The sequence below is a fragment of the Cuneatibacter caecimuris genome (genome assembly GCF_004216775.1).
GTDB classification, from domain to species: Bacteria; Bacillota; Clostridia; order Lachnospirales; family Lachnospiraceae; genus Cuneatibacter; species Cuneatibacter caecimuris.
This window is the reverse complement of record NZ_SGXF01000005.1, coordinates 1-14,624: the sequence shown is the minus strand read 5'-3', so window position 1 is coordinate 14,624 and position 14,624 is coordinate 1. Positions and strand designations below refer to the sequence as shown.

Annotated in this window: 11 protein-coding genes; 3 read left to right on the top strand and 8 right to left on the bottom strand. The window is 51.9% G+C overall.

The annotated features are described in order from the left end of the window. Window positions 1-39 precede the first annotated feature (39 nt). Both EV209_RS11600 and EV209_RS11595 read right to left on the bottom strand, forming a co-directional pair. Window positions 40-738, bottom strand: a complete 699-nt coding sequence (locus EV209_RS11600; protein ID WP_130435641.1) for a response regulator — start codon at window positions 736-738, stop codon at window positions 40-42. After that, window positions 731-3,415 (bottom strand): ATP-binding protein, encoded by a 2,685-nt coding sequence (locus EV209_RS11595; RefSeq protein WP_130435640.1) that lies wholly within the window; start codon window positions 3,413-3,415, stop codon window positions 731-733. The genes EV209_RS11600 and EV209_RS11595 overlap by 8 nt, the downstream gene beginning before the upstream one ends. Window positions 3,416-3,647: 232 nt before the next feature. Here EV209_RS11595 and EV209_RS11590 point away from each other — a divergent pair, with 232 nt between their 5' ends. Beyond that, window positions 3,648-4,991, top strand: a complete 1,344-nt coding sequence (locus EV209_RS11590) for a TrkH family potassium uptake protein (RefSeq protein WP_243647582.1) — start codon at window positions 3,648-3,650, stop codon at window positions 4,989-4,991. A 17-nt stretch (window positions 4,992-5,008) separates the two neighbouring features. Continuing rightward, on the top strand, window positions 5,009-5,656 hold the full coding sequence (locus EV209_RS11585; RefSeq protein WP_130435639.1) for a potassium channel family protein: 648 nt from the start codon (window positions 5,009-5,011) through the stop codon (window positions 5,654-5,656). A gap of 7 nt (window positions 5,657-5,663) precedes the next feature. Here the strand turns inward: EV209_RS11585 and EV209_RS11580 are convergent, their stop codons facing one another. The 5 genes from EV209_RS11580 to EV209_RS11560 form a co-directional block, all read right to left on the bottom strand. Further along, entirely contained in the window at window positions 5,664-6,545 is an 882-nt protein-coding gene (locus EV209_RS11580; protein WP_130435638.1) for a hypothetical protein, read from the bottom strand. Between the two features lies 1 nt (window position 6,546). Next, complete coding sequence (gene kdpC / locus EV209_RS11575) at window positions 6,547-7,158, bottom strand: potassium-transporting ATPase subunit KdpC (protein WP_130435637.1); 612 nt, start codon at window positions 7,156-7,158, stop codon at window positions 6,547-6,549. A gap of 32 nt (window positions 7,159-7,190) precedes the next feature. Next, the gene (gene kdpB, locus EV209_RS11570) at window positions 7,191-9,254 is read right to left on the bottom strand and encodes a potassium-transporting ATPase subunit KdpB (protein WP_130435636.1); all 2,064 of its coding nucleotides are present in this window, start codon (window positions 9,252-9,254) and stop codon (window positions 7,191-7,193) included. 20 nt (window positions 9,255-9,274) lie between these two features. After that, window positions 9,275-11,014, bottom strand: a complete 1,740-nt coding sequence (kdpA, locus tag EV209_RS11565) for a potassium-transporting ATPase subunit KdpA (RefSeq protein ID WP_130435635.1) — start codon at window positions 11,012-11,014, stop codon at window positions 9,275-9,277. A 117-nt stretch (window positions 11,015-11,131) separates the two neighbouring features. Beyond that, window positions 11,132-12,490: an NCS2 family permease gene (locus EV209_RS11560; protein ID WP_130435634.1), complete on the bottom strand. Its 1,359-nt coding sequence runs from the start codon at window positions 12,488-12,490 to the stop codon at window positions 11,132-11,134. A 218-nt stretch (window positions 12,491-12,708) separates the two neighbouring features. Here EV209_RS11560 and EV209_RS11555 point away from each other — a divergent pair, with 218 nt between their 5' ends. Continuing rightward, window positions 12,709-13,500 (top strand): HAD hydrolase family protein, encoded by a 792-nt coding sequence (locus tag EV209_RS11555; protein WP_130435633.1) that lies wholly within the window; start codon window positions 12,709-12,711, stop codon window positions 13,498-13,500. A gap of 6 nt (window positions 13,501-13,506) precedes the next feature. Here the strand turns inward: EV209_RS11555 and EV209_RS11550 are convergent, their stop codons facing one another. Next, window positions 13,507-14,532, bottom strand: coding sequence for an MATE family efflux transporter (locus EV209_RS11550; RefSeq protein WP_243647581.1), 1,026 nt, complete (start codon window positions 14,530-14,532; stop codon window positions 13,507-13,509). Window positions 14,533-14,624 lie beyond the last annotated feature (92 nt).

Here is a 14,624-nt window from a genome sequence, read left to right as displayed (position 1 = left end):
AGTTTATGTGAAGCGCGGGCAGATTACTACTTTCAGTTTCTAAACTCGAAGCATCCTGTATCCCACACCGATATGGGTCTGGATATACCGAGGTTCAGAAGGCACTGGTTCAATTTTCTTCCTCAGCGTTGCCATAAAAACACGTAAAGACGGCGTATCCGATGCCAGGGCAGTTCCCCATACTTCTTTCAATATATAATTATGAGTCAGAACTTTTCCCGTATTTTTCGCCAGAAGGCACAGTAGTTTATATTCAATGGGCGTCAAATGAATCTCCCGGCCTTCCGCGTAAACGCAGCCTGCTGCATAATCGATTTTAAGGCCTCCGTTTGTATACACGCTGACCTCTTCCCTCAGTTTTGAGCTGTCATAGCGCACCCGGCGAAGAGCCACCCGCACCCGGGCCAGCAGCTCTTCCACGCTGAACGGCTTTGTGAGGTAATCATCCGCCCCTGCGTCCAGCGCCCCCACTTTATCGGAGTCCTCACTCCTGGCGCTGACCACGATCACCGGGGTGTTGGTCCACCCGCGCACTTTCTTAATGATCTCTATTCCGTCCATATCAGGCAGGCCCAAGTCCAGAATGATCACATCAGGGTTATAGGACGCGGATTCCAAAATGGCCGCAGATCCGGTTCTGGAAACATGGTACTGGTACCCCTGTGTTTCCAATGTTGTGGAAATCAGGTTGCTGATCGCCGCATCGTCCTCTACAATTAAAATCTTTGCTTTATTCATTGGTGTTGACCTCCACTTCCTGCAATGTAAAACAGAACACAGATCCCCGGGGGGAATTATCCCTCACGCTGATCGTCCCTCCATGCGCGTGAACAATGGATTTGCACAGGGACAGCCCCAGGCCCAAACCTCTCCGGCCGTCCCCTCTGACATTGTCCGCAGTATAAAACATATCAAATATATGCTGTTTTTCATGATCCGGTATGCCGGGTCCATCGTCCGCAATCTCCACCATTACCTTTTGTCCGGCTGAACGGGCGGACACTTCAATATGTGAGCCCGGAGGCGTGTACTTGACCGCGTTGTTTACTATGTTGATGATTACCTGAACAATCAGGCGCACATCCATTTCCGCCATCAGAAGGTCATCCTCCAGAACTGTAGTGATGCTGTACTGGGAAGACCGTCTGTCCAGATGCCCCAACGCCTCATGAAATACCTCGTCCATCAACTCCGGCTCCATTTTTAAATGCATCGTCCCGTTCTCAATCCTCGTAACAGAAAGCAGGTTTTCCACCAGATTCATCAGCCACATAGAGTCGTCATAGATGCTGGCATACAGGCCGTGCCGTTTCTGCTCATTCAGCACTTCCTCATTCTCCATCAGAATCCCGGCGTTTCCGATAATGCTGGTCAGGGGCGTGCGCAAATCATGGGAAATCGCCCGCAGAAGATTGGCCCGCAGGGCTTCCTGCCCCGCGGCCAGTTCGGCTTTTTTCTTTTCAGAATCCAGTTTTTCTTTTTCCAGAGCCATGCCGCATTCGTCCAGGATCGCTACCAGAAGGTTTTTCTCAAATATATCCGGAACAGAATATTCTTCCACTGCTATTCCGGCTACTGCCAGCGCCCGGGATTTACCCCTGATTGCCAGATACAGGCATTTAGATCCGGGGAAAGTATCCGTGGTAGCTCCTGCGTGCTTGTTATTCTTATAAACCCATTTTGCAACAGCCTGTTCTTCTGCGGTCAGGTACTGCGCCAGGTCTGAATTCCTTTCCACCGGATAGGCCGGCGCTGGGGAAAGGTTATCTTCTCCCGCTGAAGAATAGAAGAATACAGGGCGTCCCAGCAATTTCTTCAGCTGATTGGCGGTAAAATCCAGAATCTCTTTTTCATTTTCCGCCTTCTGCAGCCGCTGGCTCGTCTCCAGCAGCACTTCTGTACGGTAAGCTTTCCCCGCAGCCTGTCTGGCCTGAGTTTTGATCCGCATCGCCAGGGAGCTGGTAATCATGCCCGCTACCAACATGATTGCAAATGTCACCGGATATCCTGTGTCATAAGCCCGCAGAGTAAAACGGGGGTCTGTAAAGAGAAAATTAAACACCACCACGCTGAGCAGTGAGGAAAAGGCGCTGTAAAACCACCCCCGGGTCCAGATTGCGGTGATCAGAATGCCCAATATATATATGGTAATGATATTAGCTTCACTGAAGCCCGCCAGATCAAACAGCCAGCCCACCAGAGAAGCTGTTGCAATGGTCAGCAGGGCTTTCCCCAAGTCGATCATGGAAAAAGAAACCGGTTCTTTTCTCAGGCTCCTGTTTTTCCTGTACGCCGGCTGGCTGTCGGGGATCACATAAATATCCAGGTTTGGAGCCAGCTCTGTCAGCCGGTCAATGAGGTTCTGTTTTGGAAACAGCCTGTTCCTTCTGTGGTTCGTCCGCCCGACCACTATTTTTGTCATGCCGCTGACCTTCGCGTATTCTGCAATCTGAGCGGCGGTGTCCTCCCCGTACACTGTGGCTATTTTGGCCCCCAGCTGTTCCGCCAGGCGGAGGTTCATCCGCAGCCGCCTCTGATTGTCCCCCCGCAATTCCCGCGTGGCGTCCGACTCCACCAAAAGGGCCGTAAAGGTGCCATGAAAAGCCTCCGCAATCCTTGCAGCGGTACGGATTACTTTGGCGTTGGAGGGCGCAGCGGACAGGCAGATCAGAATATGCTCCCCCGCCCCGTTACTGTTCCCTTCCTTAATCGCGCTCCTGTTCAAACGGTCCGCCGTCCGCCTCAGAGCAATTTCCCTGAGGGCGGCCAGGTTTTTGGGGACAAAAAAGTGGGCCTGCGCCTGTTCAGCCTGCGCTTCCCTGTAAATCTTTCCCGCGGCCATGCGTTCCAGAAGCTCATCAGGCTCCACGTCGATGACTTCCACCTGCTCCGCCGCGTCGAACAGGCTGTCCGGCACCCGTTCTGTCACAATGGTGCCTGTGATGGATGCCACAATATCGTTCAGGCTCTCCAGATGCTGCACGTTTACAGTAGTAAAAACATTGATGCCCGCACGCAGCAGTTCTTCTATGTCCTGATACCGTTTCACATGCCTGCAGCCCTCCGCGTTGGTATGGGCCAGCTCGTCGATCAGGATGAGCTCCGGCTTTCTTTTCAGCGCCGCGTCCAGGTCAAATTCTTTCAGCTTTATGCCTTTATAGGAAATTTCCAGTGGGGGAAGCTGCTCCAGCCCTGCTGCCAGCGCCATGGTTTCCGGCCTGGCATGTGGTTCTATATATCCGGCCACGACGTCCGCACCGCTGTTCTTTATGCGCTGGGCAGCCTCCAGCATTGCGTAGGTTTTACCCACTCCCGCTGCATACCCAAAAAATATTTTCAGTTTTCCTGTTCCGTCCGGCTCTCCCTCTCTGATCTGCCTGAGAAGCCGTTCGGGGCTCGGTCCGTCCTGCCGCATCCTGGTCTCCTTATTTTGCGTTCGGTCACTGTTTTCGAGTACAGTATATCACAATCCCAGTTATCTTTTTGTTTCTTTTTTTGCTCTGACGTTAAAATTTTGTTAAGGTCCGCAGGGAACAATCTTTATACAGTATTAACATCGCCCCGAAAACCTTAACTATTTTTTAACTGCAGATGTGTTATGATCTAGGAAAACAAAGAAAGAAACTTTTTACAGATGGTGAGGTATTATGTTTTGGAAACATAAGCGGATTCCTCCCGGACAGATTATTGTCGCCGGTTTTGGCGGCACAATTCTTTTGGGAACGCTTTTGCTGATGCTCCCGTTTGCTGCGCGCAGCGGTGAAAGCACCGGCTTTATGGATGCTTTTTTTACCGCCACTTCAGCGACTTGCGTGACCGGGCTGGTGGTTTTTGATACATACTCGCACTGGACGGTTTTCGGTCAGGCTGTGATTCTGGCGCTGATTCAAATCGGCGGCATGGGCGTCGTAACAATGGCGATTGCGATCTCTATTTTCACCGGGAAGCGCATCGGCCTGAAGCAGCGTTTTCTCATGCAGGAATCGATTTCCGCGCCCCAGGTGGGCGGCATTATCCGCCTGACCAGCTTTATCCTGAAAATGATTCTGCTGATTGAAGGCGTGGGCGCGCTGCTGCTGTCCATCCGGTTTATTCCTCAGATGGGATTTGCCCGTGGAATCTGGAACGCTGTATTCCATTCGGTTTCCTCCTTTTGCAACGCCGGTTTTGACCTGATGGGCAAAAACTCTCCCTATTCTTCACTCACCGGATATGAGTCAGATCCTATTGTCAATCTCACTGTCATGGGCCTGATCATCATCGGCGGGCTTGGATTTTTTGTATGGGATGATTTCAGACAGAACAAATTAAATATACGGGCATACCGCCTGCATACCAAACTGGTTCTTGTCACCACTGTCATTCTTCTGGCGCTGCCGGCTATTTACTTCTTCTTTGCAGAATTTGGCAGGCCTGAATGGAAATTCAGCTCCGGTGGAGAGCGCCTATGGGCATCTCTGTTTCAGACTGTAACGCCCAGGACCGCGGGCTTTAATACAGTGGACCTGACCAGGCTGCTGCAGCCTTCTGTCCTGCTGATAATTCTCCTGATGCTGGTGGGAGGCTCTCCCAGCTCCACAGCCGGCGGTTTTAAAACCACCACGCTGGCAGCCCTTTTTTTGTGCATCCGCTCCGTCTTCCGAAATCAAGACAGCATCCGCTGCTTTGGAAGGCGTTTTCCGCCAGAAGTCCTGCGGCATGCCGCCACGCTGTTTTCCCTGTACCTGTTTCTATTTTTAGCCGGAGGCGCGGCCATTTCTTATGCGGAAAATATTCCCATGCTCACCGCCCTGTTTGAAACAGCTTCGGCAATCGGCACAGTGGGGCTGTCTCTGGGCATCACTCCGGAGCTGGGGGTTTTTTCCCATTGTATCCTGGCTTTCCTGATGTTCTTCGGACGCGTGGGCGGCCTGACGCTGATATATGCCATGAGCGGCGCCCATACCCCCGCGCCTTCCCAGGTCCCCCAGGAGAAGATTACAATAGGCTAAAAGATTGAGAGGAAAAAATGAAATCTATATTATTGATTGGTTTAGGACGCTTTGGCAGACATGTTGCAGCGAAACTGCATGAACTGAAACACGAGGTTCTGGCTGTTGACAACAATGAGGAACGGGTGAATGACGTACTTCCCTATGTAACCAACGCACAGATCGGGGACAGCACAAACGAACAGTTTATCGCATCCCTGGGAATCCGAAATTTTGATTTGTGCATCATCGCCATTGGAGATAATTTTCAGAGTTCCCTGGAAACCACAGCGCTGATCAAGGACTATGGGGCAAAATTTGTGCTGGCCCGCGCCAGCAGAGACGTGCACGCGAAATTTCTTCTCCGCAACGGCGCGGACGACGTAATCTATCCGGAGCGCCAGATGGCCACCTGGGCTGCGGTCCGGTACAGCGCGGACCACGTGTTTGATTATATCGAGCTGACAAAAGATTATTCCATCTATGAGACCTCGATTCCCAGCCAGTGGATCGGCAGGTCCATCGTGGATCTGGAAGTGCGGCAGCAGCACCAGATCAATATTCTGGCTGTGAAATATGAAGGGCAGCTGGAGCCGCTGCCCAAACCTGATCATATTTTCCGCTATGGCGAGACTGTCCTGGTCATGGGCAGCAATAAAAGCCTTGCCAGGTTTCTGAGAGTATAAAACAGCTTCAGCGGCCCAGCGGAAAAAGAATCTTTAAAAACGCCCGTTCCGCCGCTCCTCCCTTTTCAAAATCAAAAATACGGACTTTGCCCCTGCCGTCTGCCACAGAAAAGCCGTCAGGGGTATTTTTCACCTGAAATTGCAGGTTTTCCAGACAGTTTTGAAGGGCCAGTTCCCATTCCAGCAGTCTCTGACATCTTCCCCTCATCAGCAGATCATACAGCCAGTCAAACTCCCTGGTCTGCATATAATCCTCGAGGAAGCACCCCCACAGCCGTTCCTTCTGGGAAAGGGACAGGCTGTAAAGGTATTCTTCCGGCATAACATCCGAAACAAACGTCAGATAGCAAAACAGTGTCCCATCTGCAAAGAATTCCAGCTGCTGCTCTTTGAGAAAGGGCTCAAGCACACGGTCCACCGCACAGCAGGCGCTGTCCGCCCGGAACTTCCGCAGCACGCGGTATATATTCTCAGCCGTCCGGGCGTCTTCCGTCCCGAGCCGCAGGCACAGACTGTCCAACTGGTGAAAGTCTTTTCCTGATACGCAGTATTTTTTCATGAGAATCTGGCTGCCTTCCTGAAAAAATTCCATTTCTCCGGTTTCTCTGGAGGGCGTGCTCCCGCTCACGGAAAGCTTCCATTTTTTATTTACGCCTGCCAGCAGCCCCCCGTACTCCATCAGATCTTCGCAGCGAAGCAGCACATCTTGGTAGAGAATGCTCAGAGTCCTGCTTCCCGGACGGTATAGCATACTTCTCTCCGCCCCCAGGAAAGTATCCAAAGCCCCTGCCAGCTCTATCATCAGACTGCCTGCAGGCTGGGAAAGCACTGTCCCCGATTGGACAGCGCCTTTATATTCCCCTGCAAGTTTATACGAATACAACAGCATATCATTCCTCCTGTAATATCCCGTCCAGCGCCAAATTTACTTTCAGCACATTCACTCTTGGCTCCCCGAAAATCCCCAGGAAACGTCCTTCCGTATACCGGTCAATAATCCTCCTGATTTCATCTTCTGAATAATCTGTATTGGCCGCAATCCTTGCCACTTGATACTCAGCCGCCGCGGGAGAGATATGCGGATCCAGCCCGCTGCCTGAAACAGTCACCAGATCAACCGGCACCGCCTGCTCTCCCTGCTCCGGGTTGGAGGCCCTCAGCTTTTCCACACGTTCCCGAATTAATTCAGCATACTCTTCACTGGCCGGAGTCAGGTTGGAAGGAGCAGCCCACATTACCGGGTTTCCTTCTTCATCTGTAAAAGTACCTGTATCAATTTTCATAATTCTTCCCCACATATGAGAATCATCTTCAAATTGCTGCCCCAGCAGCGCGCTGCCGTAAGTCTTTCCGCCCACCTCTATCACGCTGCCATTGGCCTTGTCTTTAAAAAACAGCTGAGCAATCCCTGTGGATGCCAGGGTATACAATAAACCGCATACGAGCGTCATTGCCAGGAAAAATAAACCTGCCGACCTGATCACGCGACCTGTTCCTTTCATGTTCTGCCTCCTTTTCTCCCTGGCGCCGGGCCTTATACAAGGCCCAGCACTGCCAGAATCAAATCAATAATCTTTATTGCAATAAATGGAGCGATGATTCCGCCTAATCCGTACACCAGAAGGTTCTTTTTCAGCAGTTTCCCTGCCGGCACCTCCCTGTATTTTACTCCGCGCAGCGCCAGAGGGATCAGGGCCACAATGATCAGCGCATTGTAGATTGTCGCGGACAGTATGGCGCTCTGGGCGCTGTGCAGCCGCATGATATTCAGCACATCCAGCTGAGGATACAGCGCGATGAACAGCGCCGGGATGATGGCAAAATATTTTGCCACGTCATTGGCGATGGAGAACGTGGTCAGGCTTCCCCGGGTCATCAAAAGCTGTTTGCCAATCTGTACAATCTCGATCAGCTTGGTCGGCGAAGAATCCAGATCCACCATATTGCCCGCTTCCTTGGCAGCCTGCGTGCCGCTGTTCATTGCCACAGCCACATCCGCCTGGGCCAGCGCCGGCGCATCATTCGTACCGTCGCCGGTCATGGCCACCAGATGCCCCTGCTGCTGGTATTTCCGGATCATCTCCAGCTTGCCCTCCGGCGTCGCCTGAGCCAGAAAATCATCCACGCCCGCTTCTGCCGCAATGGCTGCAGCCGTTACCGGGTTATCTCCTGTAATCATGATAGTTTTGATGCCCATTTTTCTCAGATCGGCAAATTTTTCTTTTACGCCGTCCTTGATGATATCTTTCAGATAAATAACACCCATTACTCTGTGGTTTTTCGCCACCACCAGCGGAGTGCCTCCCTGTCGCGCGACCCGGTCCACTTCTTCCTGGCACTGGCCGCTGAAGCCATATCCGGCCTCCTCTACATAAGCTTTGATCGCTTCTGCAGCCCCTTTGCGGATCTCTCCGCCGTCGTAGTTCACACCGCTCATCCGCGTAGCTGCGGTAAAGGGCACAAAATGTATGTTCCTGTCTCCCAAATTTCTGCCTCGCAGCCCAAAACGTTCTTTTGCCAGAACAACAATGCTGCGGCCTTCCGGCGTTTCGTCCGCCAGGGAAGACAGCTGCGCGGCATCCGCCAGATCCCGTTCCGTACACCCGTCCACCGGAACAAATTCCGCAGCCTGGCGGTTTCCCAGGGTAATGGTCCCCGTCTTATCCAGAAGCAGGGTATCCACATCGCCTGCCGCTTCAATCGCTCTTCCGCTCATCGCCAGCACATTCGCCTGATTCAGCCGGCTCATTCCGGCAATTCCGATGGCGGAGAGCAGCGCCCCGATTGTGGTGGGCGCCAGGCAGACCAGCAGCGCTACCAAAGAAGTCACCGAAGTAGGATTCCCCACCCCTGCCTGATCCGCGGAAAACATGGAATACGCATAAAGGGACACAACAACCAGCAGGAAAATCACCGTCAGCGCCGCCAGCAGAATCTGCAGGGCAATTTCATTGGGCGTCTTCTTTCTGGACGCTCCTTCTACCATGGCGATCATCTGATCCATAAAGCTTTTGCCCGGCTCCTGCGTCACCCGGACGACCAGCCAGTCAGAAAGCACTGTCGTGCCTCCCGTCACCGCGCTGCGGTCTCCGCCCGCTTCGCGGATAACAGGAGCGGATTCTCCTGTAATAGCGCTCTCATCTACAGAGGCAGCGCCTTCAACAACCTCACCGTCCGCCGGGATCTGTTCCCCCGCGCTGGCGAAGAAGAATTCTCCTTTTTTCAGTACCGTGGAAGCGACATCCTCAAATACTTTGTGATCCGCAGGGTCCTTCAGCCGGTGAGCCGTCACGTCTTTGCGCGAAGCTCTCAAAGCATCGGCCTGAGCCTTCCCCCGGCCCTCGGCAATCGCCTCCGCAAAGTTTGCGAACAAAACGGTCAGCCAGAGAATTACTGTAATTGCCAGCACAAACCCGGTTGGCGCATCCTGGATTCCTATTAAGCCCAAAATAAATAGTACAGTGGTCAGCACCGAAGATACAAATACCAGGAACATGACCGGGTTTTTGATCTGAACCTTCGGATTTAATTTTAAGAACGCATCTTTTATCGCCCGGCGAATCAGCGCCGGATCGCGCAATGCACTTTTTTGATTCATCCTCTCTCACATCCTCTCTATCACAGGCCCAGGCTCTGCAGCTGCTCTGCAATAGGCCCCAGCGACAGCGCCGGGAAAAATGACAGCGCGCCGATTAAAAGTACCACAAAAATCAGCAGAAACACGAACATTCCGTTTGTGGTTGAAAGCGTGCCGGCCGAAACAGCCACTTTGTTTTTCCGGGCCATGCTCCCTGCGATTGCCAAAATTGCCAGAATAGGAGTAAAACGTACAAACAGCATGACCAGCCCGATACTCACATTCAAAAACGGCGTATTGGCATTAAATCCGGCAAAAGCAGATCCGTTGTTTCCTCCTGCTGAGGAGTAGGCGTACAGCAATTCTGAAAAGCCATGAGCTCCTCCGTTGTTCAGGCTGTCCGCAGTGGCCGGCAGTGCAGCCGCTATGCCGCTGCCCACCAGAATTCCTATGGGAGTGGCCAGACACACCAGCACAGCCATTTTCATCTCACGCGGCTCTATCTTTTTCCCAAGATATTCCGGCGTACGCCCTACCATCAGGCCTGCGATAAATACCGTGAGAATTGCAAATCCCAGCATCCCGTAGAGGCCGCAGCCAACACCGCCAAAGACCACTTCGCCCAGCTGCATCAAAAGCATAGGGATCATGCCTCCCATAGGAGTATAGCTGTCATGCATGGAATTGACCGAGCCGTTGGAAGCCGCCGTTGTAAATACCGCCCAGGTCGCTGACGTGGCGATGCCGAAACGAGTTTCCTTTCCTTCCATGTTTCCGCCAGCCTGGTCCACTGTGCTCAGATCCACCATGCCGTCCTGCGACATCTGCGGCGTAGCAGCCTGTTCGCTGTAGGCTACAATTCCCAGCGATACCACAAGAAGGATAAACATGGCCAGGAACACTGCTCTCCCCTGTTTTTTATCTTTTATGCTCCTGCCAAAGGAAAAGCAGAGCGCGGCAGGGATCAGCAACAGAGAAATCATTTCGATCAGGTTGGAAAAAGGGGTGGGATTTTCCAGTGGGCTCGCTGAATTCACACCGTTATAACCGCCGCCGTTGGTGCCCAGCTGTTTAATGGCTACCTGACTGGCCTGCGGCCCCATGGGAATCACCTGCTGCGTGACCACAGTCCCGTCTTCCGTCGTAATCGGTTCTACCAGATCCACTGTCTGATAACCGGACAAGTTCTGGAGCACTCCCTGGGATACCAGCAAAACCGTAACGATCATGGACAGGGGGATTAGGACATACAGCAGAGAACGAGTCATATCTTGCCAGAAGTTTCCGATTCCCTTATGTTTCAGATGGAGGAATCCTCTGATCAGCGCGTACAGAACGCAGATCCCTACTGCCGGAGTCACAAAGTTCTGCACGGTCAGGCCCATTGCCTGAGAAAAATAGCTCAGCGCCGACTCTCCGGAATACGCCTGCCAGTTAGTGTTAGTCACAAAGCTGGAAGATGTGTTAAAGGCCAGATGCCAGCTCATCCCCCCGATTCCTTCAGGATTCCAGGGCAGGAATTTCTGCAGCATCAAAATTGCAGTCAGTATTACCAGTGAAATTGCACTGAAGGCGATTACGCTTCCAGCATATTTTTTCCAGCTCATGTCCTCCTTTTCATCAATATGCAGGACCTTATAGATCCCTCTTTCGCACGGAGCAAGAACTCTGGAAAGAACTACCTTTTCTCCGTTCATCACCTTGCTGATATACCGTCCCAGCGGTATGGCCAGCGCAACCAGAATCAGCAGGTATAAAACATATTGCAAAACAGATTCCACAACGTCTCCTCTCCTTTCTTGTTCAGAAATATCTTCTTCGTGTTTCAATATAGCGCAAAAAAAATAAGTGTGCCGTTAGAAAAACCGGCACACTCATTAATATTTTATAAATATTTATTACAGGAAGATATACTTCAGAATAAACAGCACGAACAGCACATACATCAAAGGCGTTACTTTCTTCGCCTTGCCGCAGCACACATTCAGCACTACATAAGAAATCACGCCCACTGCGATACCTTCCGCAATGCTGTAGAACAAAGGCATCACCAGCACGCACAGGTAAGCGGGGATTCCTTCGCTGGGATCGCTCATATCCACCTTCAAAATGGAGGTGAGCATCAGGAAGCCCACAAAGATCAGAGCGGGAGCTGTGGCAAATCCGGGAATTGCCGTAAATACAGGCGCCAGGAAAATGGACAGCAAAAACAGCACTGCAGTCACAACCGAGGCCAGGCCCGTACGTCCGCCGGCAGCCACGCCAGAGGAACTTTCTACAAATGTAGTAGTAGTAGATGTGCCCAGGATCGCGCCGGCACTGGTAGCCACTGCATCCGCCAGAAGCGCAGGTTTGATGCGGGGAAGCTTGCCGTTCTTATCCAGCATATTCGCCTTTGTGGAAACGCCGATCAGTGTTCCTAAAGTATCAAATATATCTACAAACAGGAAAGAAAACACAACTACAATAAGGTTCAGGATATTCACGTTGCTGAAATCGGCCCTGAACGCCTGTCCAAAGGTCAGTCCCAGCGCGTCCAGGTGCAGGGAATCAAAGGCGGGGTACAGGGAATAAAAACCTCTTTCCGCATCGATTACGTACAGGCCGGTTGCCTGGCAGATCATTCCAAGAATCCAGGTAATCAGAATGCCGAACAGGATCGCACCTTTCACCTTTTTAATATACATGACCGCAGTGATGAACAATCCCAGCACTGCCAGGATCGCGCAGATGCCTTCCTGGTTCAGATGTTCTCCGAAGCTGATCATAGTCAGAAGGGTGGAGGAATCTCCGGCCACCAGATGCGCGCCCTGAAGGCCGATAAACGCGATAAACAGGCCGATACCAGCGCTGACCGCATGTTTCAGGTTAATGGGAATCGCATTAAAAATCGCTTCACGCACATTTGTCAGGGACAGCACAATGAAAATAATACCTTCAATAAATACTGCCAGCAGCGCGATTCTCCAGTCATATCCCATCTTTCCGCACACTGTAAACGCAAAGTATGCGTTCAGGCCCATGCCGGGCGCCAGAGCAAAAGGATAATTTGCCATCAATGCCATCAGCAAAGTGCCGAGGAAAGAGGCCAGTGCAGTTGCCATCAGAACTGCGTTTGCGTCCATTCCAGCTGCGCTCAGCAGGCTGGGGTTGACTGCCAGTATGTACGCCATGGTCATGAACGTTGTCAGGCCGGCGATCACTTCTGTTTTGACAGTCGTGTTGTTCTCTTTGAGCTTAAAGAACTTTTCTAACATGAGTCACCCTCCGTTTTCTTTTGTTTTCCGGTCTCTCCGGAAATCTGCAATCCTCTCTCAGTATACGGCGTAAACTGAAGAAACTCAAGTATTTTTTTCAAAAAACTTAATGTTTTCTTTAGAATTTCTTTATAAAGATTCCAGCCTTGCGCAGACGGCTGTTTTCTTATATAATAGTCGGAAGATCATTGAAGGATATCCCAATTTCAGGAGGAATTATGGAACGCAAAATTGTATTTTTTGATATAGACGGAACACTGATCACAGAACGCACCCACCGTCTTCCGGAATCTGCGGTACAAGCAGTCCTGCAGGCCCGGAAAAACGGCCATCTGATGTTCATCAATACCGGCCGGACCCGTTACAGCATTGATCCCCGCCTGATAAACCTGGGCTTCGACGGGTTCGTCTGCGGCTGCGGCACGAATGTTTTTATCGGAGAAAAGGAATTGTTCCACCGGGAATTTTCCCATGAGAAAGGACAGGAAATCATTGAGCTGGCCAGGGATTGCAGGGTCGATATCCTGCTGGAAGCCAGAGACGGCGTTTATTTTGACTGGGAGCACATGGTTTCCAGGCCCTGCCGGGAACAGTACGGCCGGTTCCGGGACCGGGGGCTGGAACCCAGAGACTGGGAATCCGCGCCGGACATGCCTTTTGACAAATTTGTCACCTGGACACGTCCTGACACGGACCTGCAGCGCTTTATCCGGGAACTGTCCGGCGATTTCGCCTATATCGACCGGGGACAGCTCAGTGAATTTGTTCCCAACGGCTACACCAAAGCAACCGGCCTCCAGGCTGTCCTGGACGCATACGGACTTCCTCTGGCGGCGGCCTACGCCATCGGCGACGGCAACAACGACCGGCCTATGCTGGATTATGTGCCGGGCAGCATCGCAATGGGCAACTGCCGCCCGGCCTCTCTACGGCAATGCGTTTCTTTCGTCACCAAAGATATCGAGGAGGACGGGATCAGGTACGCGCTGCAGCTTATCGGGGTGATCTGAGCCAAATCACCCGGCCGCGGCTCTTGCCTCTTCCTCTCTCCGGTTCAGAATTTTCCGGATGCTGAACAGATATACGGCAGCCGTCACCATGGGCGGGACCACATCAGAAACAGCCTCCGCATAGAACACATTGGCAGCGCCAAGCGTCATGGGCAGAATCACTACCAGCGCCAGGTACATCAGCTTTCGGAAAAAAGACAGGGAAATGGCGATTTTCACAATTCCCATCCCAGTAAAACCGTCCACCAGCGCATACTGAACTCCAAGAGGAATTACGCCCAGCGTATAGATACGGATAAAACGCACGCTCATTTCTATATAAGTTTCATCCTGCGTGAAGATCTGCACAAAGTACCTGGAACAGGTCTGCGCCAGCACAAACATCACTACAGTAAACAGCACACAGGCCTTCACAATTTGTTTTTCCCCTTCCAAGACGCGGTCAGGCCGGTTCGCCCCATAATTATACCCCAGAATCGTCTGGGTGCCGGTGCTGATCCCGCCTAAAGGCATGGTGATCACCAGCATCAGGCTCTGTACAATGGCGTTGCAGGTCAGAAGCGCATCGCTCTGCGAACCGCCATAGCGCTGAAGCACCATATTCAGCGCTATGATCAGCACATTATCAAACAAAATGATCAGAAACGGCGTGAGCCCCACTGTCAGAATGCTCCGGCAGATCTTCCAGTCATATCCTTTAAAAGTGATCTTCACAGGCACCTTTTTCCCGAACAAAAAGCGGAGCGTGAACAGGCAGGAGGCAAGCTGCGACAGCACCGTAGCAAACGCCGCCCCCGATACGCCCATATCAAATATAAAAATAAAAACCGGGTCCAGAATGATATTCGCCGCAGCGCCCAGTACCACGGAACACATGGCTGTCCTGGCAAAGCCCTGGCAAGTAATGAAATTGTTCAGCCCCACAGACAATATCGCAAATACTGTGCCGCAGAGATAAACTGCCATGTAATCCTGCGCATAAGAAAAATTGGCTTCTGTGGCGCCAAACCACCACAGCAGGCTGTCCTTCAATCGAGTAGGGGGAATTTAATCCCCCTCTCACACCACCGTACATGCCGTTCGGCATACGGCGGTTCAACATAACTTCAAAGTATGGCGTTCCA

Coding starts and splice junctions, on each gene's coding strand:
- EV209_RS11600 (WP_130435641.1), bottom strand. CDS start 738: ATGAATAAAGCAAAGATTTTAATTGTAGAGGACGATGCGGCGATCAGC.
- EV209_RS11595 (WP_130435640.1), bottom strand. CDS start 3,415: ATGCGGCAGGACGGACCGAGCCCCGAACGGCTTCTCAGGCAGATCAGA.
- EV209_RS11590 (WP_243647582.1), top strand. CDS start 3,648: ATGTTTTGGAAACATAAGCGGATTCCTCCCGGACAGATTATTGTCGCC.
- EV209_RS11585 (WP_130435639.1), top strand. CDS start 5,009: ATGAAATCTATATTATTGATTGGTTTAGGACGCTTTGGCAGACATGTT.
- EV209_RS11580 (WP_130435638.1), bottom strand. CDS start 6,545: ATGCTGTTGTATTCGTATAAACTTGCAGGGGAATATAAAGGCGCTGTC.
- kdpC (WP_130435637.1), bottom strand. CDS start 7,158: ATGAAAGGAACAGGTCGCGTGATCAGGTCGGCAGGTTTATTTTTCCTG.
- kdpB (WP_130435636.1), bottom strand. CDS start 9,254: ATGAATCAAAAAAGTGCATTGCGCGATCCGGCGCTGATTCGCCGGGCG.
- EV209_RS11560 (WP_130435634.1), bottom strand. CDS start 12,490: ATGTTAGAAAAGTTCTTTAAGCTCAAAGAGAACAACACGACTGTCAAA.
- EV209_RS11555 (WP_130435633.1), top strand. CDS start 12,709: ATGGAACGCAAAATTGTATTTTTTGATATAGACGGAACACTGATCACA.